Source organism: Haloarcula japonica DSM 6131 (genome assembly GCF_000336635.1).
In the GTDB taxonomy this organism is placed as follows: Archaea; Halobacteriota; Halobacteria; order Halobacteriales; family Haloarculaceae; genus Haloarcula; species Haloarcula japonica.
This window is the reverse complement of the sequence record NZ_AOLY01000039.1, coordinates 217,210-242,153: the sequence shown is the minus strand read 5'-3', so window position 1 is coordinate 242,153 and position 24,944 is coordinate 217,210. Positions and strand designations below refer to the sequence as shown.

The window sequence follows — 24,944 nt, the reverse complement described above, 5'->3', positions numbered from 1 at the left end:
CTGCTTACGGGCGTGAAGCGTCCGTTCGCATGGCTCAAGCGACCGGCTGTCCCTCGTCTTGCTGAGCGGTGAAACCGCGAACCAAAGCTGAGAACGCGAGGGCTTTCTGGCTATTCGCGACTTCCTTTCACTTACTAAATACTATCAGTCGGATTGTGACAGTAATTTTTTGCGACTGCCGTGTTGAGTAGTCGACATGCAGCTCCCCTCCATCGCCCTCCCGAGGTGGAAGCTCGTCGCGACTATCGTGATCGTTTCGACGGGCGTCGCCATGCTCGGAGGGGCGGCCGGCCTCGGAAACGTGCTCACACCGCTGTCGATCATCCTCGGCTGGTTCATCCTGGCACCCCTCGTCGCCCTGTTGGGATCGGAACTGCCGATGATCGAACCCCCGGAAGGCGAGTCGGAGATGGACGGAACCGATGCGACCACCGCAGCGGAACCGACGGTGGACCCGGTCAATCAGCTCCGGGAGCGGTACGCCCGCGGTGAACTGACGGACAGCGAGTTCGAGCGGCGACTGGATCGATTGCTGGAAACCGAATCGCTCTCGGCGAACAGCGGAACTGAAAACGAGCTCCGTGAAACCAACAGAGAAGTCAGCCTCGAAACTGAATGAGATCGAGTCCGAACACTACTTTCGTCTGACCACTATCCCTGCCTGAGGCCGTTCCTGAGCCAGTCCGGTCAGAGCGCCCGTTCCATCTCCATCTCAACGCGTTCTTTGGCAATCGTCTCGAAGCCGACCGACTCGTACAGTGCTCGGGCGACGTGGTTCGTGTTCGAGACGGAAAGCCAGGCGCGTTCGAGCCCGTTTTCCTGCCCGTAGCCGAGTAAAACGCGGATGAGCTGTGAACCGATACCGGCGTGCTGGTAGTCCGGATGGACGAAAATCGCCAGTTCCGAGGTGTCCTGATACGGGACGAGGACGGCGTGGCCGACAGCTCGCTCCTCGTGCCAGACAACGACGTTCAGGCCGTCGTCGACAAGGTTCGGCAGCCAGTCGCGGATGTCCGCTTCGGTCCGTGGTGGGACGCCCTGTGATCGGGAGTCGTTCCCGAAGTCAGCATACATCTCCACCAGTGGGTCAATGTCGCCGTCGTAGGCCTCGATTGTCACCGTCCGCCCGTCGTGGTCGGTGAACGTTTCGGGCGGGCGAGGGAAGTCGTGATCCGCCGCGGCGGCGTTGGACATGCTCCTGTCTTTGTCCTCAGGATGCCTAAGTTCGTCTATCCTTCCCAGCGACTGAGATTCGGGTGAGACAAGTGGCTCGCAGTCGATAAATCGGTATGCGCGCCTATCGCGTGGCCTACGATGGCCGACCGTATCACGGGTTCCAGCGCCAGCCCGACGTCGACACCGTTGAGGGGCGACTGCGCTCGGCGCTCGTCCGCCTCGGTGTCTGCGAGCGCGGCGAGGGGCTACCCGAACGGTACGCGGCTGCTGGTCGGACTGATGCCGGCGTCTCCGCGCGGGCACAGACCATCGCCTTCGACGCGCCAGCGTGGCTCTCACCGGCGGTGTTCAACGGCCAACTCCCGGACGACGTTCGGGTGTGGGCAAGCGCCGATGTCACCGAGGGTTTCCACGCGACCTACGACGCCACGCAACGCACCTACACCTACTACCTGTACGCGCCGACGGACGTCGACCGGTTCGTGTCCGGACCGGTCGACGACCAGCGGTGGGCTGACGCTGTCGATGCGCTCGCTGGGACACATGACTTCCACAACCTCACGTCCGACGATACTGGAACTGAGCGGACCGTCGGTATCGATTGGACACGGGACGGTCAATTCCTCGTCGTCCGGTTCACGGCCGGTGGGTTCTGTCGCCAATTGGTCCGGCGACTCGTCTCGCTCGCGGCGGCCGTTGCGGACGGGTCAGCCCCGCTGTCGAAAGTCGACCGCGTCCTTTCGCCGGAACCTATCAGCGGCCCCGACGGGGTTCCGCCGGCCCCACCCGAGCCGCTGGTGCTGACCGATGTATCCTACCCGGATGTGAGCTTTACTCGGGACGAGGACGCCGCCGAAGATGCGCGGGCGGTCTTCACAGGCCGTCGCGCGAACGCCCGCGCGACTGCGCGGGTCGCCGACCACATCACCGACGGGCTGTAGCTCCCGAAACGAAGGCTTACTTCGGCCCCGTCCCAAGAGCGGGCTATGAGTTCGGTACCCGCACGGAGCGACATCGACGAGGCGTACAAGTGGGACCTCGCCTCCCTCTACGCCAGCGACGAGGACTGGGAAGCCGCCTACGAGGAGGCGGAGGCGCTAATCGAGGACCTGTCCGCCTACGAGGGACGGGCCACCGAGGACGCCGCCACCCTGCTTGAGACCCTGGAGACCTACGAGGAACTGATGCGGATGGTGTCGAACGTCGCCGCCTACGCCCGGATGCGCCGGGACGAGGACACGACGGACGATACGTATCAGGCGCTGACTGCCCGCTCGCAGTCGCTTTCGTCGGAGGCCAGTTCGGCGGCCTCGTTCCTCGACCCCGAACTGCAGGACCTGGACTACGACGATATCGAGGCGATGATCGATGAGGAGCCGGCGCTGGAACCGTACGAGCACTACTTCGACGACGTGCTCCGGATGAAAGACCACACCCGCTCGGCCGAGGTCGAGAACCTGCTCGCCGAACTCGGCGAGGTCACCGGCGCGCCCGGCGAGGTGTACAACATGCTGGCCAACGCTGACATGGAGTTCCCGACCGTCGAGGACCCGGACGGCGACCAGCAGCCGATCACGCTCAACAACTTCACCACGCTTCAGAAGCACCCTGACCGCGACTTCCGCCAGCGCGTGTATGAAGCGTTCTACGACGAGTGGGAGACCGTCCGCAACGCTGTCGGGACGGCCTACAAGAACGCCGTCAAGACGGACGTGAAGATGGCCAGCGCCCGCAACTACGACACCGCCCGCGAAGCCGCGCTGGACGGGCCGAACGTTCCCGTCGAGGTGTACGACACGCTGGTCGACACCGTCCACGACAACCTCGATACGCTCCACCGCCACGCCGACCTCAAACGCCAGTCAATCGGGGCTGACGAACTCCGGATGTGGGACCTTTACACCCCACTCGTGCAGGAGGAATCGCCCGAAATCGAGTACGAACAGGCCTGCGAGTACGTCACCGAGTCCGTCGCGCCGCTGGGCGAGGACTACCAGTCCCGGCTCGCCGAGGGGCTGGACTCGCGCTGGGTCGACGTCTACGAGACCGAACACAAGCAGTCAGGCGCGTACTCCGGGGGCACCTACGACTCCCAGCCGTTCATCCTGATGAACTATCAGGACGACGTGGAGTCGATGTACACGCTGGCCCACGAACTCGGCCACTCGATGCACTCCGAGTACACCAGCGAGGAGCAGCCCTTCGTCTACTCCGGCTACGAGATATTCGTCGCCGAGGTCGCGTCGACAGTCAACGAGACGCTGTTGACCCACCATCTGCTTGATACCGTCGAGGACGAGCGCCTGCGCCGGCACATCCTCAACGAGTACCTCGAACGGTTCCGGTCGACGCTGTACCGCCAGACGATGTTCGCCGAATTCGAGCACCGCACGCACGAGATGTCCGAGGCCGGCGAGCCGCTGACTCCCGACCGGCTGGACGAACTCTACCGGGACCTCAAGGGCGACTACTACGAGCCGGCGGTGCTCGACGACCGGATCGCCCGCGAGTGGATGCGCATCCCGCACTTCTACCGTGCGTTCTACGTCTATCAGTACGCGACCGGTATCTCGGCGGCCGTCGCGCTCGTCGACGGGATTCTGAAAGAGGGCGAGCCCGCCGCCCAGCGGTATATCGACTTCCTCCGGAGCGGCTCCCGGCAGTACCCGCTAGAACTGCTGCGTGATGCTGGCGTCGACATGGCCAGTCCGGACCCCGTCGAGTCCGCGCTCTCGACGTACGGCGACTACCTCGACGAGTTCGCCGAGCTGCTGTAGGGCGGCCACCAGCGATTCGCTGTCCGTCCGGCTGTTCGAGCCGCCGGCCTACCCCAACGCTACAGCCCCGTCTCGACACGGATAACTGTTTCACCCCCCGTGACCCGAAGGCACTTTGTGTCTCAACCGTATAGTACCGACCATCCAAATGTCGCGCAGTCCCTCGCTTCCGGAACGACCACGGTTGGAACTTGATCCCGATATGACGCCTGACGAGCGTCTGGAGGCACTCCGGGAACATTTCAAAGAGATAGTACAGGTCAACGAACAGCTGACTGAGCAGCTTGACGCTGCCCGTGACCGGCAACACGACCTCACGGACGAGGTCGACCAGCTCGAACGGGAAAACGAGACGCTCAAGACCTCCTCGCTGTACATCGCGACGGCTGAGGAGCTGACCGATGACGGCGTCGTCGTCAAACAGCACGGTAACAATCAGGAAGTGCTGACGGAAGTCTCGCCGTCCATCCGTGACAGCCTTGAGGCCGGTGACCGCGTCGCGATCAACGACTCCTTCGGCGTCAAGCAGATCCTCGACCCCGAGACCGATGCCCGTGCGCAGGCCATGCAGGTCGACGGCTCGCCCGACGTGAGCTACTCGGACATCGGCGGCCTCGAAGAGCAGATCCGCGAGGTCCGGGAAGCCGTCGAGGAGCCGCTCGTCAACGCCGACCAGTTCCGCGAGGTCGGTATCGAACCGCCGAGCGGCGTCTTGCTGCACGGCCCGCCCGGCACGGGGAAGACGATGCTGGCGAAGGCTGTCGCCAACGAAACCGACGCGACGTTCATCAAAATGGCCGGCTCCGAACTGGTCCGGAAGTTCATCGGCGAGGGCGCGCGACTGGTCCGGGACCTGTTCGAACTCGCCGCCGAGCGCGAACCGGCAATCATCTTCATCGACGAGATCGACGCCATCGCTGCCAAGCGAACAGAGTCGAAGACCTCCGGCGACGCCGAGGTCCAGCGGACGATGATGCAACTGCTCTCGGAGATGGACGGCTTCGACGAACGCGGTGAAATCCGCATCATCGCCGCGACGAACCGCTTCGACATGCTCGACCGCGCCATCCTCCGCCCCGGCCGCTTCGACCGCCTCATCGAAGTCCCGAACCCCGATGTCGAGGGCCGCGAGCGCATCCTCGAAATCCACACGCAGGAGATGAACCTCGACGACGACGTGGACCTGGGCGCGTTTGCCACCGAAACTGATGGTCTCTCCGGCGCGGAACTGGCCTCACTGGCGACCGAGGCCGGGATGTTCGCCATCCGTGACGGCCGGACGACGGTCCAGCAGTCTGACCTCTACGACGCCCTCGGAAAGATCGAAGCCGACGACGACGCCAGCAGCGTCCCAGTCGCGTTCGCGTAACTCGCAGAAAACAGTTTTCCAGTGTCTTGCGGGCTTACGGAACGGCCAGTAAATTGTCGACCACCGTGACGTTCGCCCGCTCGAACACTGTCCGCATCTCGTCGCCCAACGATACGTCCGTGATGAACATGTCTATGTTGTCGACTGTCGCGAACTCACGGAAGCTCCGGTTGTCCAGCTTGCTCCCGTCGGCCACGAGGATGACGTGTCGTCCGCCTTCACAGAGCAGTGTTTTGATGCGCGCTTCGTCTTCGTTCGAGACGGAGAGGCCGCCATCGCTCTGGACTGCGTCGGTTTCGAGAAACACGATGTCGAAGTTCGTCTTCCGGAGGTATGACTCGGCGCTGGGTCCGACAAGTGCGTCCGATGTCTGTCGCAGTGAGTCACCGACAACCTTGACTTCGCCGCAGGTCTCGCGGAGTTCGAACGCGCTTTCCGGTGAGTTCGTCGCGGCGAGCAGCGACAGCTGCTCCGGAATGGCTTTTGCCACTTCGCGCGCCGTCGGCCCCGTGTCGAAGAAGACGGCGTCGCCGTCGCTCAGTTCGTCGACGGCCCGCTCGGCGATTGCCTGCTTGCCGCTCGGGTTGTCGATGCTATCGGCCGTACTGGACCCGTTGGTATCCTCCTTCGACGCCGGGAGGGCACCGCCGTGAAATCGTTCGATAAGCCCGTCTTCCGCGAGTGACGAGAGGTCTCGTCGGATCGTCGCCTCGGAGACACCGAATTCTTCGGTGAGTTCTTCGACTGTGACCCGATCCGATCTGTTTACTTGTCGAACGATTTCCTTCCGTCGTTCATCAGGTATCATGTTCTAGTACAGCGGGCCCGGACTCTGCGGGTGAGGGTGGCCTCCGACTGATGTATGTGTTAGTTTGTATCATCTCTCAATAGAATCGGCCCCGCTCTCAGGGCCGGCAACACGGTCTAGTGATTTGCGAGATTGCTCGATGGCGTTCAGGGGTATATCATTCAGTATGTAGACGTTCATGAAAAAATCTCTCCCGGTACTAATCGGTGAAAACACCAAACAGCGTCGCGACGACCGTCCCGACACTGCTGACGATTGCACCACCGTACACGCCGGTCGCGTAATTGACCACCGCGAGGCCTGCCAGTCCGAATGCTGCTCCGAACGCGAGCAGGCCAGCAGGTGTCATCCTATCGGTGAGTTCCGTGGCCATCGTCAGATCGTCGCTTGTTGTTCGATCTTCGTATCGTACGTTAGCGATTTGCCCGTGGTCGGGTCGAAGTACTGGAGCGAGTCCCTGTCGAACCGGAGGTTCACCGCATCGCCCATCTCAACCGTCGTATCGGGGTCGACTGCAGCCTTGATGCTTTGGCCGGTGGCGAGTTCGAGTTCGAGCACGGTCTTCTCGCCCTGCGGTTCGACGACCTCCACCGTCGCCGGGTGGACGTTCGCCGGGACGCCGTCCTGGTTGAGCGCGATGTTCTCCGGGCGGATGCCCAGCGTCACGCGGTCGCCGAGGTACGGTTCGAGCGCGTCGGTGAACTCGTCGGGGACGTTGTGGATCGCGCCGCCGAGGTCCAGTTCGAACTTGCCGGCGTCGGACTCCTCGAGCGTGCCTTCGAGGAAGTTCATGCTCGGTGAGCCGAGGAAGCCGGCGACGAACATGTTCCGCGGGTTCGAGTACACGTGCGTCGGTTCCCCGACCTGCTGTATCTGCCCGTTGTCCATGACCGCGATCTGGTCGGCCAGCGTCATCGCCTCGACCTGGTCGTGGGTGACGTAGACGGTCGTTGTCGACAGCTCCTCGTGGAGCTTGTTCAGTTCGGCGCGCATCTGGACGCGGAGCTTCGCATCTAAGTTCGACAGCGGCTCGTCCATCAGGAACACTGCCGGGTCGCGAACGATTGCGCGGCCCAGCGCCACCCGCTGTTGCTGACCGCCGGACAGTTCCGACGGTCGGCGGTCCAGCAGCTCTTCGATCTGCAGCAACTCCGCGGTCTCCTGGACCCGCTCGGTGATGATCCCCTCGTCCGTGTCGTGTTGCTCCAGCCCGAACCGCATGTTGTCCCGCACCGTCTTGTGCGGATACAGCGCGTAGTTCTGGAACACCATCGCGATGTCGCGCTCGTATGCGCGAGCGTCGTTGACGATGTCCTCGCCGATTCGGATTTCACCGTCGGTCGCCCGTTCGAGCCCTGCGATGAGGCGCAGGGTCGTGGTCTTGCCACACCCTGACGGGCCGACGAGGACGGTGAAGCTTTCGTCGGGGATATCCAGCGAGATGCCGTCGACTGCGGTAACGTCGTCGAATTCCTTTACGAGATCGGTGAGTTCTACGTGTGCCATAGTTAGTTACTCCTTGACTGCTCCTTGTGTGAGTCCGCTCACGATGTACTGCTGGAAGAACAGGCCGAACAGGATGCCGGGTAACGCGGCGATCATTCCGCCGGCTGCGAGGTGCGCCCAGTCCACGAAGTCGTCAGCTACGAACAGCGAGACGGCGATCGGCAGCGTCTGGGCCTGTTCCGAGGACGTGAGAACGAGCGCGAAGACGAACTCGTTCCACGAGAAGATAAACGCGAGGATAGCGGTGGCCGCGATGCCCGGCTTCGCCATCGGCAGGATTATTTTGACGAACGCTTCCCAGCGGGAACAGCCATCAATCTGGGCCTGTTCGTCCAACGATTCGGGGATGCCGTCGAAGTAGTTCTTCATGATCCAGACGGCGAAGGGGAGATTGAAGAACGTGTACGTGAGGATGAGCGCGAGCCGGGTGTCGTACAGGCTCCCGGTGAGTCCGCCGATGAGCGGCGGGTTCGACATGATCTGGAAGAACGGGACAATGAGCGCGATAGGGGGTATCATCCGCGCGCCGACAATCGACAGCAGTAGCGATTTGTTCCCCAGGAAGTCATACCGGGAGAAACTGTAGCCGGTGACCGTCCCCAGGGTGATACAGATGAGCGTCGTCGTCGTCGCGACGATCATGCTGTTGATCGTGTAGTTGTCGAACGGTCGGTTGGTGAAGATATCCACGTAGTTCTGTGCCGTCGGGTTCTGTGGGAGGAACGTGATCGGCAGCGACAGCACTTCGCTCGACGGCTTGATACTCGTGATGAAGATGTAGTAGATCGGGAACCAGATGACCAGGACGTACACGGCGAGCAGTCCGTAGGCCAGCAGCCGCTCGCGGGCGACGGACGGCCACTCGTTCTGTGTATCCAGTCCCAGCGACCGACGCAGTCGGTTGAGTGGTGATTTCTTCGTGCTCATGCTTCGTAGGGTGACTCGCCGAATATCTTGTACAGACTGGCCACGATGGCGAATGTCACGGCCAGCAGGACGACTCCGAGTGCAGCGCCGGTCCCGGGTTCGTTGAATACCTGTGCGGTCCGGTACAGCCAGGAGGCCCACACCTCAGTCGACTTCCCGGGACCGCCCTGGGTCATCACCCAGACCAGGTCCAGCGCCCGGATGTCGAAGATGATACGGATGGTCAGTGCGACCAGTATCGACGGTTTCAGGAACGGGTACGTGACGTTCCAGAACCGGGACCACCGACTCGCGCCGTCGACTTCGGCGGCGTCGTACAGTTGCTCGGGGACGTTCTGCAGGCCCGCGAGCAGGATGATGATGATAAACGGTGTGAACACCCAGACGTCGGCGATGATGAGCGCCATCATGGCAAGTGCGCCGTCCGAGAGGAACGGGATGTTCCCCGAGATGATGCCGAGTCGCTGGAGCGCGCCGTTGATCGCGCCGAAGTCGGACTGGAACATCCAGCGCCACATCAGCCCGCTCATCACGTACGGGAGAATCCATGGGACGATGACTGCCGTTCGGAACCAGCCTCGCCCTTTCAGGTCCTTATCGAGCAACAGCGCGATACCGAGGCCGAGCAGGAACGAAATGGAGACGCTGAATCCGACGTAGATGACTGTGTTCGTCGTGATCGAAACGAAACTGGGACTGAACACGCCGAGGGCCGCATCGCCCCCTTCGCGTGCGAAGATCAGCCGCTGGAAGTTCCGCAGGCCGACGAACTCCATCTCGTTTGTCACCGGGTTGCGGAACTGGAGGCTACTGAGAAGTAGCTTCGCAGTCGGATAGATGATTATTGCGGCAATCCACAGGAGCGTCGGCCCGACGGTTAACGGGACGAACAGCTTGTCGAGTTTGCGACGCAGCGGGCTCTTTTCAATTGACATAATATATAAATCTTGGAGCGCCGATCAGAGCAGGCCGATGTCCTGGTAGAGGCGCTCGATGTTGTTGTAGGCGTCGTTGAGGGCTGCCTCGGGGTCTTTGTTACCGAGCAGCGCCGGCGTGAGCTGTTCGTTCAGATAGTCGTCGACCTGTGGCTGTGCCATGTAGGTCTCGCTCTGTGCGTTTTCGAGGTTGAACCGCATGTCCTCGAGCAGCCAGGAGGGGTATTCGCTTTGGACCTCCTCGTCTTCGTACACTTCCGGAACGACAGCCGGGTTCCCCTCGACGAGCATGTTGTTCTTCGACGACGCCCGGGTCGTCATGAAGCGGGCGAACTCCTTGGCCGCGTCCTTGCGCTCGGAGAACGCGGAGACGCTGATACCGTTCGTGTCCTGGAAGGTCGCGCGGCTCTCCGGCCCTTTCGGCGGCTTGGCGCTGCCGATTCGGCCCTCGTCCCATTCGTCGATGGCGCGGGCTCCGAGCGGCGTCCAGGATTCGACGGTCGCGTACTGACCGGCGATGAAGTTGTCACCGATGCCGCCCTCGCCGAGGCTGGACATCCCGTCGGGGGTGATGCCGCGCTCCCGGAGTTGGTTGAAGAAGTCGAGCACTTCCTTCCCTTCCTCGACGAACACCGGCTCGTAGCTGTCGTTGAACAGCTGGCCGCCGGCCTGGTAGAGGAACTGCTTGAAGCTGAACACGGATTTGCCGGACCAGGTGAACGCGAACCCGGACTTGTCGCCCTGTGAGAGCTGCTCGCCCTGGTTCAGCACCTCGTCCCAGGTGTCCGGCGGCGCGTCGAAGCCCTGGTCGTTCAGGTACTGCTGGTCGTAGAGGTAACTCCCCCACTTTCCGAACTCGGGGGCCATGTACGTCTGGCCGTCGAACTGGACGAGTTCGTTCAGCGAGTCGGGGAACTTGCTCATGTGGTCGTCCCCGAGGCCGATCGGTTCGAGCCAGTCGGAGCTGACGAAGTCGGCCAGCCACCAGGTCGGGCCGTTGAACGCGTCGACGGTGCTATCCTGGTTCCGCCAGATCGTCGTTAGACTGGTCTTGAGGTTGCTCCACGGGACCTCGTTGACTTCCACAGAGATGCCTGTCTCCTCCTCGAACCGCTCGATGTTGGCTTCGGTTCCGGGGTCGAACTCCAGCGACCCGGCGTTGTAGAACACGATTTCGTCCGCCATCGTCTCCGATCCGGTGCCGGTTGTGGCACCGTCGGAGCTCTCACCGTCGGAACCGTCGCCACCGGAGCCGTCTTCGGTGCTCGAATCGGAGCCGCCGCTACAGCCAGCGAGTGCCGCTGTCCCGATGACACCGGCACTTTTGATGAACGTTCGACGAGTGCGTTTTGAATTCTTCTGCATGCAATCGCTCACGAAACAGCCATGGATTATAAATTATGGGGGTAATAAAATATGAAGATAAATCTCATAATTTATACTATGGGCACGTTTACAGGCTTTTCAGCATCTATAATGGGTTTTGATATCCGCATGCCGTTGTTATTGGAATGCTTATATATCTAAGGCTACTATTTCGAGTGATTGATTTCGCTCACAAACCTGAACCTGGGTGTGTTTTGAACGGACCGTTCACCGAATCGTGCAAGTCCAGCAACTGGGCTGAGTCGAACTGCTGTCACTCGATTTTGTGCCGAGCAGTTCGAAGGGTGCCTGTGTTCGGGTGACCCCGCGCGATTTAAGCCACCCCGCCCGGTATCGGTGTCCGTGACAGAGCGCGAACGGACGCGGCGGGCGTTCCTGGGGACGCTTGCAGCGACGACGGTCGGGTCAGTCGCGGGGTGTCAGTCACAGTTCAATCCGCTCGCATCGACGGCGCTCGACGAACACGCTGCCACGCAGTTCCGGCAGGGGCTCCTGAACAAGGGATATCAGGACGTATCAGTTCCGGATGCTGTCGAGCGGGCCTGGGAACTGCCGGCGAACCGCGGGGACCACACAGCGGCGAAAGGCAGTCCCGCGCTGGCACCGACTGGTGATCTGATTCTGGCCGACGATACCGGCCGCGTGCGGGCTATCGCACCCGATGGCGAGGTCCAGTGGTCGACGACGATTACGCAGGCGACGCGTGGGAGCCACGGCACGCCGGCCATCGCCAACGACACCGTCTATATCGGGACCTACGACGGCGCGCTGTCGGCACTGGATCTCGAAACCGGCCGGCGGCACTGGCGGACGGAACTGGGCGACGCCATCGGCGCGAGTCCGACGTACTACAACGGGTCGCTGTACGTCGCTGTCGAGCACGCGGCACCGAGCGGCAGCGTCGTCGCTGTCAACGCCGCGACCGGCGACGTGCAGTGGCGCGACAGCCGACCGACCGACCACCCCCACTCGACGGTGGCACTGGACCGCGAACACGGCCGATTGTTGTTTGGCTCCAACGACGGCTACTGCTACGCGTGGTCGTTTCCGGATCTCGAACGCGTCTGGCGGTACGACACCGGCGGCGACGTGAAAGCCCCCATCGCCGTTGCCGACGGGACCGCTATCGTGCCGTCGTGGGCCGAGACAGTCACCGCTGTCGACGTGACCGACGGCTCGGAACGGTGGACCTTCGAGACCGACGCCGACGTGATGTGTGCGCCGGCGGTCCACGACGGCACCGTCTACGTCGGCAGCCATGACGACCGGGTGTACGGGATCGCCCTCGAAAGCGGCGAGGAGCAGTGGCGCTACGACACCGGCGGGTGGATTATCGGGAGCGTCGCCGCCACCCGTGACCACGTACTCGTCGGGTCCTACGACGGGCGGCTGTACGCACTGGAGCGGGACTCGGGTGCGGTGGCCTGGACCACCGAGAACCGCGGTCATGTGACAAGTGCGCCGCTGGTGACCGCCGACGGGATCTACTACGCTGAGCGCGCGGCAGAGGGCGACCCGGACCGCCCGGGAATGTGCTACAAACTCGTTCCGACGTAGCGAAACGAAACCCCTTACCCCACGGACCGTCGACTCTCGCCTATGAGTACTATCCGGGTCGTATGGGGGACTGCGACCGGCCCGACCGCGCTGGCCGCGTACGACGCGGCACTCGCCGAGGCAGGCGTCCACAACTATAACCTCATCTCGCTCTCGTCGGTCATCCCTGCCGAGCCGACTATCGAGGTGGTGGAGACGGCACCGGATCTAGGGCCGCCCGGCGAAGCCCTGGAGGTCGTCCAGTCCTCGGCGACCGCCCAGCCCGACGAGAGTGTGGCCGCGGGCATCGGCTGGGCCCGCAGCGAGGAGGGGCCGGGCATCTTCTACGAGGTCGACGGCACCAGCGAAGACGCGGTCCGGATGGAAATCCGTGAGGGGCTGGCCGCCGGCCGGGACCTCCGGGACTGGGAGTTCATCGAGGAGAACGTGTACGTCGAGTCGGCCTCCGACGACGCCGAGTACGCTAGCGCCGTCGTTCTCGCCACCTACGGCGAGAGCCACCCCGTCCTGTGAGCCGCGCGTGCCGACGGTGCCGGTCAGAACTGTGCTCGACACTGGGTTTTTAGTGCTCCCCCCCATAGAGACAGAGAACGTTTATGTACGGTAATACGTCGTTTGGTGGGGAGACTGAGGAAGTGACCCTGACCGCGGAACAGCGCGAGAACCTCCGCCGGGACCTCTCGAGCGTCGCCGCCCGGACCCGCGAACTCCTGCCCGGCGAGTTCGTCGTCGGTTCGGAAATCAGCAACAGCACGACTGGTCCGCGGGCCACAATCGCAGTCCAGCCCCCGGTCGGGTCGGTCGTCAGCGCAGACTATACGCCCGAGGACCCGGAGAGCGCGAGCATCTCCGACGCCGAGCGCGACGACCTCGCGCAGGGCATCGCCGCCTCCGCCGCGCTGCAGGTCAAGCAGGTGATGGGCGACGACACGTCACCGACAGCACAGTAACAGCCGCCGCTCTCAGTTTTCTGCAGAACGGTCACGGTGACGCGTAGTCGCCGACATCAGGCGCGGCCGCCGCTGGCGACCGGCGGATTGTAGAACAGCGCGTAGCCGATAGAGCCGGTCGCCGGGAGACTGCCGGCACTCAGCGCAGTCACGAAGCTGATTGAGGTGACGATTGCGCCGAGCGACGCCAGCAGCATCGAGAGCGCGATGCTGGCAAGCACGAGGTCGGGCATCGACGGGGACCCGGTCATTCGTGTCTGTACGGAGACACGCCTCCTAATTAAATATTATTACTCGGTGCTGTGGCACTCGTCATGCAGTCCCTGTTCTGTCAAGGTAGTTAGTCACAACCATCGGCGCGATGACACCGACACCAAGGAGTATTGCGAGCGTTACCGTCGAGGTGACATCCGCCAGCACCGTGCTCGCATACCCGAGGATGAGGGCTGCGATGACGAACCCGCCGACGATCTTGTTCTCGCGGGAGACCATACGCCCAGTCTACACCGAGCCACCACAAAATCCTGTCGGGAAAATAACCGTTACTTCCCCCAGAAGGGGTCGCGGTTCCGGTGTTTCTCCAGATACATCGACAGCGCCTCGCGCTCGTCGACGGAGATGTCTTCCTTGAGTTCCTGTTCCAGGATCTTCGCGTGTTTCTCTGGGATTTCGACCCAGAGGTCGTCGCCCTCCTCGATCTGGCGGCCGACGGTCGGTCCCTGGATCGAAACGGCCATGCGCTCGCCGGCGCGGGCCGAGTCGACGTCTTCGCCCTCGTCCTGAATCGTCTTGAGGGTCCCGACGCGGTTCGCTTCGCCGCCGTCCCACCTGACGACGTTGACGTTCCGGCGGAGCTCACCGGAGAGGATTTCCACGCCGACGACGGCCGGGTCGGACTGGCGGAAGGTGTGGTCCTGCAGAATCCGGAACTTCGCGGGGCGGGTGATGTTCTCCAGAATCTGCTCCTGCTGGGCCTCCTCGATGGTGGTAACGTGGTCGTCGTAGGACTCGACGAGCTGGTAGATAACGTCGTCCTCGAACAGCTCCACGTCCTCCTGCTCGGCGAGGTCGCGCGCGTCGTCGAGCACCTCGACGCTGAAGGCCAGAATCGCCTGATTGGTTGGCTCACCGGCCGTTTCTGCGACCCGGACGTCGCGGGGTGCGACCGCGCCGACCTCGGCGCGCATGACCGGGATCTCCTCCTCTTCGAGCGTACTGGAGAGGGCCTCCAGCGACCCGAGCGTGTCGGCCTTGATGACGACCCCCTCTTCCTGGGTCGTCACCTCGATTTCGGCGAGTTCCTCCTCCACCTCGGCGATGACCTCGCTGCGGTCGCGGTCGCGGATGACGCGGATCGGCGCGCCGGCCATCGCGTCGCCGAGGTCCGGCGCGGCGATCTTGACGCCGTCGGCGGCCGCGACCTGGTCGACCTGCTCGAACTCCTGTTCGGTCCGGATCTCTTCGAGCGGACGTGGTCGGAGCAGCGCGCGCACGTCGGTGATGATTGGCCCCTGCAGCCCGCCGACGACGATGGTATCGTCGCTGCGGATCGTCCCGTCGTAGATGATGGCGTCGAGCGTCGTTCCGAAGCCCTGGGTGTCTTTCACTTCGAGAACGGTTCCGACACCGGGACCGCTGGTGTCGATCTCCATCTCCTCTTTCATGTACCGCTGGGACAGCCCCATCATCACCGTCAGCAGGTCGGGGATGCCCTCGCTGGTTTCGGCCGAGACCGGCACGACACCGATGTTGGCCTGGAAGTTCTGAACACGCCAGTACATATCCGCGGAGAAGCCGTTGTCCGAGAGTTCGCCGATGATCTCGTAGAGCTTCTCATTGAGGTCGGACTGCACGCGGTCGGACTGGGCGTCCATCGTCTGCTGGACCGGTTGTCCCTCATTGGGGTTCCAGCCGGGGACGGTGTCGATCTTGTTCGCGGCGACGATGAACGGCGTCTGCGTTCGCTTGAGGATGTCGATGGCCTCCAGCGTCTGGGGCTGGAAGCCGTCGTTGACGTCGACGACGAGGATGGCGATGTCCGCGAGCGCGCCGCCCCGCGAGCGGAGCGTCGAGAAGGAGTGGTGGCCCGGCGTGTCGATAAATAGCAGGCCGGGCAGGTCGAAGTCCGTCGGGTCCACGAGGTCGCCGGCGATCTCCGAAATCACGTCCAGCGGGACGGCGGTCGCGCCGATGTGCTGAGTAATCGCGCCCGATTCGCCGGCAGTGACGGCCGAACCGCGGATCTTGTCGAGCAGGCTCGTCTTCCCGTGGTCGACGTGGCCCAGAACGGCGACGATGGGCGTCCGCAGGGTGTCGTCGGTGGCTGTGGTGGGGTCCGTGTCAGACATAGATGGCTCCAGAAGTTGTCAGAACCGAGTCGTCGGTGGCAGTTAAGTTCGTCGTCATCAGACGCGCGCGACCGAACGTGGGGCTAATCGGGCGTCACTCGGTTACAGTGAACGACCCCGTCATGCCGAGGCTCTGGTGGGGGACACAGTGGTACTCGTACTCTCCAGGAACCTCGAACGTGTAGGCGTACTCGTAGCCGGAACTGTACGTCGTCCCATCGTCTCCAGGTGTCCCCGACCAGTCGCTGTCTTCCGGTGTCGCGGTCGGCTTGACGTTGTGGCCGCCGGCCTCCCACACCCACAGGACGGTGCTGCCGACCGGGACCTCGAATGATTCGGGCTCGAAGACGAAATCGCCCGGCGCGACGGCGACTTCTTGGTCGGCGTCGACTGGCGTTCCCGTCGGCGTGGGCGTCGGTGTCTCAGTGGCTGTGGCAGTCGGCGTCTCGGTCGGCGTGGCCGTCTCAGTCGCCGTCGCTGTTTCAGTTGCCGCCGGTGTCCCGGTTTCGGTCGGTGCTCGTGTGGCTGTGTCCGTCGGGGACGACGCGTCGCCGCCGTCGCCACTGCAACCTGCAACGGTTCCCATGACAGCGGCCGTGAGGACTCCGAGGAATTGCCGCCTGTTTCGGTCCATGCGTCCCTGTCGAATGCCTCCTGCTTAGGGCTGCTGCCCACTGAGTTTGGTCCTTCTGTGCTCCGAGACACAGCAGGAACCCGCGTGGCCGACGTCGCCGATGGTAGCGTAGCGGTCGCTCCTTCGTGACAGTCACTGGGAAACGGCGAGTCGCTCGTCAGACATCCCCGTGGCGTTTATGTAACCTCGTTCGGAACAAGGGGGTATGGCTGCAATACTCGCAGAAAACCTGTCGGGGAAGGACGTGATGGGGACTGATGGAGCGGAGATCGGCAGTCTCTACAACATCACGATGGACTTCTCTTCGGGCGCGTTGCACAACCTCGTCATCGACCCCGCGGAGTCGCTCCGCAACACGAACTTCGAGTATAGCGACCAGGGCCGCCTGCTTGTCCCGGTTGAGCGGGTCAAGGCGGTGAAAGACCACATGATCGTCAAACGCTAGATGTACGTTCTTGATTCCTCGGCATTTATCAACGAGTATCACACCGACGAGCAGATAGCGACGATTCCGCTCGTCAGAGAGGAACTGGAGGACGAGGCCGCCTATCGCTTCGACGCCCTCGAAGGTTCGGGGATGCACCTTCATATTCCCGAGGACAACACCGTCGAGCGCATCGAGCGCGCCGCCAGCGAAACTGGTGACCTCGCCGAACTCTCGGAAACTGACATCCGGCTGATCGCGGCCGCGTTCGAACTCGACAGTCGACTCGTCACCGACGACTACGCGATGCAAAACGTCGCGGAGAAACTCGACGTGGCGGTCGAAGTCATCGCCCGCGAGGGAATCTCCGAACAGCGCGAGTGGCTGTTCCAGTGTGCCGGCTGTGGCCGCGAGTTCGACGAGAACCGCGACCGCTGTCCCATCTGTGGTAGCTCGCTCTCGCGGAAGAATCCGGCTTAGACGGTCTGTTCGTCCCGGGCTTCGAGTCCGAGTTCGACCAACTGCGACAGCACTTCCTCCTCTGTGATGCCGTAGCGCCGCGAAAGCGTTTCGATAATCCGCGCTTGGTCGTCATCACAGACGATGGTGAACCGCCGAGCCATGTCATCGCCTACAACGGTCGTTTGCATAAACACCCGTCAGACAGCAGTCAGACGGCTCAGATTGCCGGATTTCCTGTAATCTCGATGTACAATGTGAGGAACTGAATTGCGTTGAACGCCCCGTGAATAATGATGGGCACGAGCAGGTTCTCGGTCTTGAGATAGCTCAGGCCGAGCAGCGTCGACAGGACGAACACTAACAGCAGCGAGAGGACTGTCTGTGTCGGCGTACCGGCGGCGTACTGTCCGAAGTGGACGACGCCGAAGACGGCGCTGGTGAGTATAATCGCCTGGAGGTCACCGAAATCGTCGTAGAGGTACTTCTGGATGAGGTTCCGGTAGATGAACTCCTCGCTCGGCGCGATAGTCAGAAACGCCAGTGGTACCATCACGAGCAGGAACGACGGGTCTTCGCGGGCGAGTTCCTCGACGCTGCTCCGAGCGGCTTCCAGGCCGAGCGACTGAATGAGGTAACTGAAGCCAAACAGCGCGACCATGAGGACGACGACGCCGCCGACGCTGTAGCCGATGTCACGGAGACCGGGTAGTTCTAGATCCAGATCGGCCCAGGTCCGGTCCAGCCGGCTGGCGACGGCCGCCCCGAAACCGACGAAGCCGATGCCGATGCCGATAGTGAGCGTAACGTACGCGGGACCGGTGACAGTCCCACCTTCCAGCGCCGCGGCGCTGACCAGCCCTCCCGCCGCGGCCCCGAGAACGACGAACTGGGCGAACACTGTGCCCACGAGGAAGCCGGCCAGCCCGATTCCTGTTGCGACCGAGAGCGCTCTGGCAACCGTGTACAGCCGGTCGTTCGGTACGCCGGTCGACAGCGCCCAGCCCAGCGCAACCGTCACGCCGCCGGCCAGCACTGTGAGATAGACCGCGATTCCGACGGTCGCCTCGACCCCAGTACGGAACTCCGGCCCGAAGAAGGCGACGAGCGTCGCAAGCGTTGCGATGCCGGCCGCGCCTGTCGCGCCTAGGCCCGCCTGTCTGCGGTCGAGTACACCGTGACGGACAAGTGAGAAGATAAGGGCGGCGACGACGAAGCCAGCGGCGGCGACCTGACGGGTGGTGACCGGGCCGACCGTCGTTCCCGGTGTCATCCAGCCGGCGACGCCGGTTTCCGTGGCAACGAGTACGACGAGACCGAGGCCAGCGGCGAGGACACCCCAGTTCGCGGCAGTGTCGTCCATTATCGGCAGTCCGTTGCGCCGGCCTAAAGGGACTCCGTTTCGCCGATCCGCAGCCGCTCGCGGTCGTCGATTGCTGCCGTCTCCTCTGTCGCCTCGCCACGGATGAGCGCCCGCGTGGCGTTTTTGCCCCACTCGACAGCCGGCTGGGTGAACGTCTCTACGTCCGCGAGTTCGCCGACGAGGACGCAGGCAGCTTCCATCGCGTACAGGAGTTCGCCGACGCTTTCGGCGTCGAGGCGGTCGATTTCTATTTCGAGCGCCGGCCGGTCAGCCGCCGGCAGGCTCGCCACCGTCGCCTCGTACTCGGCGTCGATGAGGCCGCCGAGGTCGGTCCCGGCGAGGTACGACAGGTCCTCGTGGTCCGGGTCGGGAATCGCCACGTCGGCCCGCTCGCGCGGTCGGACGAAGGTGACGACCTTGTCGCGGTAGCCGGCGCGGTACAGCTGGAGCTGGGAGTGCTGGTCGGTCGCGCCCAGCGCCCGCGCCGGGGTCTGACCCCGCCCGTCCTTACCCAGACTCTCGGCCCAGAGCTGTGCGAACCACTCGCCGAAGGACTCTAGGCGCTCGGCGTAGGGCATGACGGCATTGACTTTCGCGCCCGCCTCTTCGAGTGTGTAGGCCATTGCGCCGTAGGCATAGGCCGGCGAGTCGTACAGCGACGGCGCGAGGTCGTCGGCCGCCTTCCGACCGCCGGCGAGCAGCCCCTCGATGTCGATGCCGAGGATAGCTGGCGGGACGAGCCCGACCGCCGACAGCGCGCTGAAACGGCCAGGGACACCCTCGGGCACCGGTAGCGTCGGCAGGTCGTGCTGGTCGGCCAGCGCCCGGAGCGGCCCGGAATCGCCGGTGGTCACGACGATGCGCTCGGTCCAGTCGACGCCGCGGTCCTCGTAGGCCTCGCGGACGACGAGGAAGTTCGCCAGCGTCTCCGCCGTCGTCCCCGACCGGGAGACGACGTTGATAGCAGTGTCAGCAAGCGAGAGGCCGCCGAGCGTCCGCCGGACGTGCTCGGGGTCGACGTTGTCAAGGACGACGTGACTGTCAGGGTCCTCAGCCAGCGCCTCGGTGATGGTTTTCGCTCCCAGTGCGGACCCACCGATGCCGACGGTGATGACCGACTCGGCGTCGGCGACGGGCGCGACAGCGTCACGGATGGTCTCGGCATCGGTTGCTTCGGGGAGGTTCAGCGACGCGTAGCCGAACTCGTCGTCATCCCGCCCCTGCTCGATTCGCTCGTGGGCCGCAGCCACCCGCTCGTCCAGCTCGTCAAGCGTCGCTTGCTCGACGCCCGGGTCGGCGACACTGGCGAGCGCGGCTCCGATATCGACGTGCATACTGGGGGTGTCGACGGGCGGGTACAAACAACTCCCGGAGAGCATGGTTGGCAGCAGGCGTGGCTCCGCTCTCACCGCTGGTCGGACAACACCGCGCTTAACCTCGCGCTCGCCTAACCCACAGGTATGACAGACGCGACGGCAGAGCAGTCCGTCACAGCCGACGCTGACAACGACCGGCCCGAACCGTACAACGGGCTCCCCGGTGCGTTCCCGTACGCCTTCCGGGCTAGCGACTCGCTGTTGTTCAAAGCCTACGTCCCGGTTGCACTGTTGCTGTCCGTGGCGATTACGCTCGTGTTCTCGTTGGGCCTGATTACGCAACTCGCCGAAACCGGGAGTGTCCGCGGCGGGACGTTCACTTTCTCGCGGAGCTTCTTCCTGTTCATTGGACTGTTACTGGTCGCGCCGCTGCTGGCCCCAGTCCTTTCTGTCGCCCGCCGCCACCGACGAACCGGGTCCTCAGTCGCCTACGACCGCGCCCTGGCCGTTTCGGCGTTCCTGTTCATCGGGTCGATATACCTCGCGCTGTTGACTTCAGCCCCGGCGGAGCTTCGTGAGCCGACACAGAGCGTTGTCGTCGGCTTCTTCTACTCGCTGCCCCCGCTTGCGGGCCTGGCACCGCCGCTGCTCGCGACACTCGGCATATATCTGACCCACCGGCTGCTGAGGTAGCGCCGCCGGCCCACGACTTGCAACTCCCACGGGATGCGACACAGTCCGGTCTCGGGTCGAAACGGGCAAGAACGCCCGCCACGAATCTGTGCCTATGACAGCTATCGAAGGGACATTTTTGGTCACGAACGCCGACGACGCGTCGGCGACGCTTCGGAACGTCGCGGACTCACAAGTGTTGACACTGTCGGACAATCCCGGCGTTGAGGCCGGCGAGGTAGTAGAGGGGACAGTCGAGCCGGTGCCGCCGATGGAGGTCACGTACACCGTCACCGAAGTCGCCGAGCGGCGACGCATCCCCGTTGAGACGGTCGATCTCGCACCCACGACACAGACGACCGAAATCGCGGCCGAACAGGCTCCCGGTGAGCTAACGACCGTCGAACGGGCCGGCGAGGGCGAGATACACGTCCTGACTGTTCCGGAAGATGAGACGGCCGAGGCCGCGGCGGATGTAGTCAAGGACGAGGCCACCGTCTCGCGGGCGGCCAGGCTCGGCGTCGACCGCGTCGAGGTCCGGACCGCAGAAGGCGTCGTCAGCGTGCGCTACCTGCCGGACTGACGCGCTCTCCATCCGCCCTCTCTTCCTATTCGGTCGGCCCAGCGGCGCTCTGGACCTGCCAGCCGCCGGCGACCCCGCAGGCCTCGCGCTCGGTGTACGCGAACTCGGTGTCTTCGGTCACCGCTGGGCCGCCCTCGACGGACTCGACTCGAAGCGGGAAATCTAGCGTGTCGCCACAGCAGCCGACGCCGACAAACTCCGTCCACACATCACCCGACGCGGCGGTGTCGTGTGTTTTCCTGAGGTACGCACGGAACGGCGAGCCGTCGATTTTGTCGCGGCCCCATCCGCTGAGGTCTGCCGGATACGAGAGTTCGACCCTGATTGCGCGCTCGGACATACCAGATATACGTGATAGAGTATCATAGATGTACGGCACAGCGGATGTCAGCGGCAGTGATTGAGAAGGCTTATTCGGGCCCGTCTCACATCGTTCGGTCATGTTCGAGTTCGAGGTCCCGGAAGTCGATTACACCCGGTATTCGAACCGCCAACTGGTGGCGGTTCCCCTGGCGGTGCTCGTCCTCTCGCTCGCCGTCATCGGCGGCTGGTGGGCGGTCACCGGGGCACCAGTCGACCGGGGCATCGACTTTACTGGCGGGACGGAATTAACGGTAGGGACAAACGCGACGCTCACAAACGAGGAAATCGAAGCCACATTTGACGAGCCGGTTGTTTCAGTACAGGGTATCACGACGACTTCGGATTCCACGTACGAGAGCCAATACGTCGTCACGTTCGACAACTCAACCAGCGTGTCTTCGGTTCGGTCCGCTGCCCAATCATCAGCAGAACTGTCGCTGCTGGGGAGCGGAACGACATCGCCGCTGTTTGGCGGTCAAAACCAGCGTCTCGCAGTCATCGGTGTCGGGGTCGCGTTCCTCGGGATGAGCCTACTCGCCTTCGCCTTCTTCCGCACATTTGTCCCGAGTATCGCCATTGTTATTTCGGCGTTTTCGGATATCATGATTCCGCTCGCGATAATGAATCTCCTGGGAATCAAGCTTTCACTGGGGATCGTCGCAGCGTTTCTCATGCTGATCGGATACTCTGTTGACTCGGATATTCTGTTGAACAACCATGTCCTCAGACGTTCAGGTGGGTTCTACGAATCGACCTACCGTGCGATGCGAACCGGTGTGACGATGACGTTAACCTCGATTGCAGCGATGACTGTGATGGCGGTCGCAGCCACAATCTTTGGGATTGGCCTGATGGCCGACATCGGCCTGATACTGGTCCTCGGACTGACGGCAGACCTAATGAATACGTACTTACTCAACGTTACGTTGCTTCGCTGGTACAAGTATGAGGGGGTGAACCGATGAGTACCCTTCGCGAAAACTGGCGAGTCGCTGTACTGGTCGTGCTTCTCTTAACCAGTGCTATCGCACTGTTTGTTCCAGGGGTCCCCCCGGGGACGAGTGCCGACGCAACTAATCAGGGGAGCACATCCGAGCAGCTAACGAACCTCAACTACGGTATTCAGCTCAGCGGTGGAACCCGTCTTCGTGCCCCCATCGTCGGCATCACCGCTGAGAACGTCAACGTCACGCAGGCGGATTCGACCCAGCTTGAGCAAACAGTGGCCGACGAACTTGACCTTGACACAGTAGACGTCCGGGTCCGACCGATCTCCTCTGAGCGAAGCACGGGGGCTGTCGAGGTCGTTACAAAGAACGTCACCCACCAGGAGCTCCGAACGGCACTTGAGAACAGCGGGTACCAGCCGACCAACGTACGTGACGGCGTAACTCCGGAGACGCGTCGGCAAATGGTCGAAGCCGTTGATGAGAAACTCCGGACCTCAGCGCTCAGCGGTGCGTCAGTCCAGATAGTCAACGTTCCCGGTGGACAACACTTCCTCAGCATTACTGCCCCAGACCGGGATCGAGAAGAACTCGTCGACCTGCTGAACGAGCGGGGGACGGTCAAAATATACGCTGTGTATCCCGGCGGTGAAAACGGCTCTTTCGTCCGCGAGGAGGTGCTCAAGCGTTCTCAGATGAGTGATATCTCAGCCGCAAACAGGGAAGGCGTTGGTTGGGCAGTGTACATCACAGTCAGCCCGGATGCTGCCGATGGGTTCGCACAGCGAATGGTTGATGCCGGATTCGGTGACGGGGCTCCCTGTGGAAACTACAACCACTCGGATATTCAGCAAACAACCGCCGGTGAGTCGGCTGACCCTGCACTTTCCAACGACGAACCCGGCTGTCTGGTCCATACGTTAAACGGTGAGGTTGTCACAGCCCGGGGCGTAACGCCGGGCCTTGGCAAGAGTTTCGCCGATGGCGACTTCGTAAACGACCCTGTGTACGTGATGCAAACCGGGAGTTCGGAAAATCCCGCTGAAACGGCCAACGAAATTGAACTGAACCTCCGGGCCGGGCAGCTTCCGGCACCTCTCGACCTCTCAGAAGACTCCGGCTCGTCGCTCGACCCGGCACTTGCCGAGCAGTTCAAGCAGAATTCGCTGTTGACCGGACTGCTGGCAGTCCTTGCGGTCAGTCTCGTGGTCTACATGCGGTACAAACGGGTTGAGGTTGTCGTCCCGATGGTAGTCACGGCGCTGTCCGAGGTGTTCATCCTCCTCGGGTTCGTCGCCTTCGTCCAGTACCCGCTGAACCTCTCCCATCTGGCCGGGTTCATCGCGGTCATCGGAACGGGGGTGGACGACCTCATTATCATCGCTGATGAAATCCTGCAGCAAGGGGAAGTCGAGACAGGACGCGTGTTCCAGAGCCGGTTCCGCAAGGCGTTCTGGGTCATCGGCGCGGCGGCGGCCACGACGATCATGGCGATGAGTCCGCTAATGGTCCTGCCACTCGGCGATCTCTCCGGGTTCGCTATCATCACCATCGTAGGCGTCCTCATTGGCGTGCTTGTGACGCGCCCGGCCTACGGTGACATCCTGCGAAACCTCGTACTGGACGAGGACTGAGACCGTCGGCTGTACGTCTTTCAAGAATTCCGCCACCGCGAGTACTTTCTCTCAATTACACCCAACAGTGTGACCGGTTCCCGCTTTCTGCCTGTTGTGCAGGACTAGTTCGTTTCGAGAACACCACGCTCACTGTCGGCCTGTCCTCGTTCAAAAGTCGCCCAGCGTCGCCTGTGACGCCGCCGCCAGCACGTCATCACACGTCGACCACGACCGGCGAGCACACGCCGGCAATTCGCCGTGGCTGTCGACGTAGTCCGCCAAGAAGGTCCGCGTCGTCGGGTCGCTGGGATAGCCCGACCCCACGTCACCGTACTCCTCGGCCAGTTCCGTGACGTGTACGTCGCGGGCCACCTTCGCAATAATCGAGGCCGCACCGACCAGCGGGTCCGTCTCGTCGGCCCCGTGTTCCGCAGTCACGGTCACGTCGGCGTCGACCGCGTCCGCAACCCGGCGACCGAACCGCGCCGCGTCTGTGTCGCCGGCGTCGACCGTCCCCGACAGTCCGTCTCGGGCCACCGCCGACAGCGCCTCGGCCTGCCCGTCGACAGTCAGCGTGTTCATGTCCGTCCCGTCGGCGTCGATGCGTTCGACCGGGATCTCGGCGACGCCAACGGCGTCCGCCGATTTGCGGATTTCCTCCGCCAGTCGCTCGCGTCGCTCCGGCTTGATGTCCTTCGAGTCGCCAACCCCATTGGGCAGGGCCGCGGGGTCGGCCCTGACGGCGGCGGCGAACATCGATCCCAGCACCGGTCCTTTCCCGGCCTCGTCGACGCCGAATCGCATGGCTATCATCTGGATGTCGGTGTA

At 63.0% G+C, this 24,944-nt stretch carries 29 protein-coding genes; 13 read left to right on the top strand and 16 right to left on the bottom strand.

Going from position 1 to position 24,944, the window contains the following annotated elements:
* Positions 1–196: 196 nt before the first annotated feature.
* Complete coding sequence (locus C444_RS15600) at positions 197–619, top strand: SHOCT domain-containing protein (RefSeq protein WP_004593965.1); 423 nt, start codon at positions 197–199, stop codon at positions 617–619.
* A 68-nt stretch (positions 620–687) separates the two neighbouring features.
* Here C444_RS15600 and C444_RS15595 read toward each other — a convergent pair whose 3' ends face one another.
* Complete coding sequence (locus C444_RS15595) at positions 688–1,194, bottom strand: GNAT family N-acetyltransferase (RefSeq protein ID WP_004593964.1); 507 nt, start codon at positions 1,192–1,194, stop codon at positions 688–690.
* Between the two features lie 95 nt (positions 1,195–1,289).
* Here C444_RS15595 and truA point away from each other — a divergent pair, with 95 nt between their 5' ends.
* The 3 genes from truA to pan2 all read left to right on the top strand — a co-directional run bounded on the left by truA (position 1,290) and on the right by pan2 (position 5,322).
* Positions 1,290–2,117 carry a tRNA pseudouridine(38-40) synthase TruA gene (gene truA, locus C444_RS15590; protein WP_004593963.1) on the top strand — a complete coding sequence of 276 codons (828 nt, stop codon included), beginning with the start codon at positions 1,290–1,292 and terminating at the stop codon, positions 2,115–2,117.
* A 45-nt stretch (positions 2,118–2,162) separates the two neighbouring features.
* Positions 2,163–3,953, top strand: coding sequence for an oligoendopeptidase F (gene pepF, locus C444_RS15585; RefSeq protein ID WP_004593962.1), 1,791 nt, complete (start codon positions 2,163–2,165; stop codon positions 3,951–3,953).
* Between the two features lie 148 nt (positions 3,954–4,101).
* Positions 4,102–5,322, top strand: coding sequence for a proteasome-activating nucleotidase Pan2 (gene pan2 / locus C444_RS15580; protein ID WP_049909556.1), 1,221 nt, complete (start codon positions 4,102–4,104; stop codon positions 5,320–5,322).
* Between the two features lie 34 nt (positions 5,323–5,356).
* Here pan2 and glpR read toward each other — a convergent pair whose 3' ends face one another.
* The 6 genes from glpR to C444_RS15555 form a co-directional block, all read right to left on the bottom strand.
* Positions 5,357–6,130 carry an HTH-type transcriptional regulator GlpR gene (glpR, locus tag C444_RS15575; RefSeq protein WP_004593960.1) on the bottom strand — a complete coding sequence of 258 codons (774 nt, stop codon included), beginning with the start codon at positions 6,128–6,130 and terminating at the stop codon, positions 5,357–5,359.
* A gap of 199 nt (positions 6,131–6,329) precedes the next feature.
* Positions 6,330–6,503, bottom strand: a complete 174-nt coding sequence (locus C444_RS22420; RefSeq protein ID WP_004593959.1) for a hypothetical protein — start codon at positions 6,501–6,503, stop codon at positions 6,330–6,332.
* A gap of 2 nt (positions 6,504–6,505) precedes the next feature.
* Positions 6,506–7,636 (bottom strand): ABC transporter ATP-binding protein, encoded by a 1,131-nt coding sequence (locus C444_RS15570; protein WP_004593958.1) that lies wholly within the window; start codon positions 7,634–7,636, stop codon positions 6,506–6,508.
* 6 nt (positions 7,637–7,642) lie between these two features.
* Positions 7,643–8,563, bottom strand: coding sequence for a carbohydrate ABC transporter permease (locus tag C444_RS15565; protein WP_004593957.1), 921 nt, complete (start codon positions 8,561–8,563; stop codon positions 7,643–7,645).
* Complete coding sequence (locus tag C444_RS15560; protein ID WP_004593956.1) at positions 8,560–9,498, bottom strand: carbohydrate ABC transporter permease; 939 nt, start codon at positions 9,496–9,498, stop codon at positions 8,560–8,562. Before C444_RS15560 ends, C444_RS15565 begins: the two co-directional genes overlap by 4 nt.
* A gap of 24 nt (positions 9,499–9,522) precedes the next feature.
* The gene (locus C444_RS15555; protein WP_004593955.1) at positions 9,523–10,863 is read right to left on the bottom strand and encodes an extracellular solute-binding protein; all 1,341 of its coding nucleotides are present in this window, start codon (positions 10,861–10,863) and stop codon (positions 9,523–9,525) included.
* 363 nt (positions 10,864–11,226) lie between these two features.
* On the opposite strand from C444_RS15555, the gene C444_RS15550 reads away from it, so the two are divergent.
* The 3 genes from C444_RS15550 (at position 11,227) to C444_RS15540 (ending at position 13,391) form a co-directional block, all read left to right on the top strand.
* Positions 11,227–12,441, top strand: coding sequence for an outer membrane protein assembly factor BamB family protein (locus C444_RS15550; protein ID WP_004593954.1), 1,215 nt, complete (start codon positions 11,227–11,229; stop codon positions 12,439–12,441).
* Between the two features lie 42 nt (positions 12,442–12,483).
* Positions 12,484–12,954, top strand: coding sequence for a pyruvoyl-dependent arginine decarboxylase (locus C444_RS15545; protein ID WP_004593953.1), 471 nt, complete (start codon positions 12,484–12,486; stop codon positions 12,952–12,954).
* A gap of 83 nt (positions 12,955–13,037) precedes the next feature.
* Complete coding sequence (locus C444_RS15540; RefSeq protein ID WP_004593952.1) at positions 13,038–13,391, top strand: DUF5811 family protein; 354 nt, start codon at positions 13,038–13,040, stop codon at positions 13,389–13,391.
* 56 nt (positions 13,392–13,447) lie between these two features.
* Here C444_RS15540 and C444_RS15535 read toward each other — a convergent pair whose 3' ends face one another.
* From C444_RS15535 to C444_RS15520, 4 genes are all read right to left on the bottom strand, one after another.
* Positions 13,448–13,642, bottom strand: coding sequence for a hypothetical protein (locus C444_RS15535; protein WP_004593951.1), 195 nt, complete (start codon positions 13,640–13,642; stop codon positions 13,448–13,450).
* A 61-nt stretch (positions 13,643–13,703) separates the two neighbouring features.
* The gene (locus tag C444_RS15530) at positions 13,704–13,883 is read right to left on the bottom strand and encodes a hypothetical protein (RefSeq protein ID WP_049909555.1); all 180 of its coding nucleotides are present in this window, start codon (positions 13,881–13,883) and stop codon (positions 13,704–13,706) included.
* A gap of 50 nt (positions 13,884–13,933) precedes the next feature.
* Positions 13,934–15,739, bottom strand: coding sequence for a translation initiation factor IF-2 (gene infB, locus C444_RS15525; protein ID WP_004593950.1), 1,806 nt, complete (start codon positions 15,737–15,739; stop codon positions 13,934–13,936).
* A 94-nt stretch (positions 15,740–15,833) separates the two neighbouring features.
* Complete coding sequence (locus C444_RS15520; protein WP_004593949.1) at positions 15,834–16,373, bottom strand: plastocyanin/azurin family copper-binding protein; 540 nt, start codon at positions 16,371–16,373, stop codon at positions 15,834–15,836.
* A gap of 205 nt (positions 16,374–16,578) precedes the next feature.
* On the opposite strand from C444_RS15520, the gene C444_RS15515 reads away from it, so the two are divergent.
* A complete protein-coding gene (locus tag C444_RS15515; protein WP_004518435.1) occupies positions 16,579–16,818 on the top strand; it encodes a PRC-barrel domain-containing protein in 240 nt (79 codons plus the stop codon).
* Positions 16,819–17,277, top strand: a complete 459-nt coding sequence (locus tag C444_RS15510) for an NOB1 family endonuclease (protein ID WP_004518436.1) — start codon at positions 16,819–16,821, stop codon at positions 17,275–17,277. It begins immediately after the preceding gene.
* Here C444_RS15510 and C444_RS15505 read toward each other — a convergent pair.
* The 3 genes from C444_RS15505 to C444_RS15495 are packed head-to-tail and all read right to left on the bottom strand — an operon-like array spanning position 17,274 to position 19,953.
* Positions 17,274–17,420 carry a CopG family transcriptional regulator gene (locus C444_RS15505; protein ID WP_049909554.1) on the bottom strand — a complete coding sequence of 49 codons (147 nt, stop codon included), beginning with the start codon at positions 17,418–17,420 and terminating at the stop codon, positions 17,274–17,276. The genes C444_RS15510 and C444_RS15505 overlap by 4 nt on opposite strands.
* Before the next feature lie 56 nt (positions 17,421–17,476).
* Positions 17,477–18,619 (bottom strand): CPBP family intramembrane glutamic endopeptidase, encoded by a 1,143-nt coding sequence (locus C444_RS15500; protein ID WP_004593947.1) that lies wholly within the window; start codon positions 18,617–18,619, stop codon positions 17,477–17,479.
* A gap of 23 nt (positions 18,620–18,642) precedes the next feature.
* A complete protein-coding gene (locus tag C444_RS15495) occupies positions 18,643–19,953 on the bottom strand; it encodes a hypothetical protein (RefSeq protein ID WP_004593946.1) in 1,311 nt (436 codons plus the stop codon).
* Between the two features lie 126 nt (positions 19,954–20,079).
* On the opposite strand from C444_RS15495, the gene C444_RS15490 reads away from it, so the two are divergent.
* Positions 20,080–20,628, top strand: a complete 549-nt coding sequence (locus C444_RS15490) for a hypothetical protein (RefSeq protein ID WP_004593945.1) — start codon at positions 20,080–20,082, stop codon at positions 20,626–20,628.
* A 94-nt stretch (positions 20,629–20,722) separates the two neighbouring features.
* Positions 20,723–21,190, top strand: coding sequence for a DUF5812 family protein (locus C444_RS15485; RefSeq protein ID WP_004593944.1), 468 nt, complete (start codon positions 20,723–20,725; stop codon positions 21,188–21,190).
* A gap of 25 nt (positions 21,191–21,215) precedes the next feature.
* Here the strand turns inward: C444_RS15485 and C444_RS15480 are convergent, their stop codons facing one another.
* Positions 21,216–21,530: a hypothetical protein gene (locus C444_RS15480; protein ID WP_004593943.1), complete on the bottom strand. Its 315-nt coding sequence runs from the start codon at positions 21,528–21,530 to the stop codon at positions 21,216–21,218.
* Positions 21,531–21,630: 100 nt separating this feature from the next.
* On the opposite strand from C444_RS15480, the gene secF reads away from it, so the two are divergent.
* Together secF and C444_RS15470 are read left to right on the top strand one after the other, a co-directional pair.
* Complete coding sequence (gene secF, locus C444_RS15475) at positions 21,631–22,518, top strand: protein translocase subunit SecF (protein WP_004593942.1); 888 nt, start codon at positions 21,631–21,633, stop codon at positions 22,516–22,518.
* Positions 22,515–24,134: a preprotein translocase subunit SecD family protein gene (locus tag C444_RS15470; protein WP_004593941.1), complete on the top strand. Its 1,620-nt coding sequence runs from the start codon at positions 22,515–22,517 to the stop codon at positions 24,132–24,134. The genes secF and C444_RS15470 overlap by 4 nt, the downstream gene beginning before the upstream one ends.
* 150 nt (positions 24,135–24,284) lie before the next feature.
* Here C444_RS15470 and rnhB read toward each other — a convergent pair whose 3' ends face one another.
* Complete coding sequence (rnhB, locus tag C444_RS15465; protein WP_004593940.1) at positions 24,285–24,920, bottom strand: ribonuclease HII; 636 nt, start codon at positions 24,918–24,920, stop codon at positions 24,285–24,287.
* Positions 24,921–24,944: the final 24 nt, after the last annotated feature.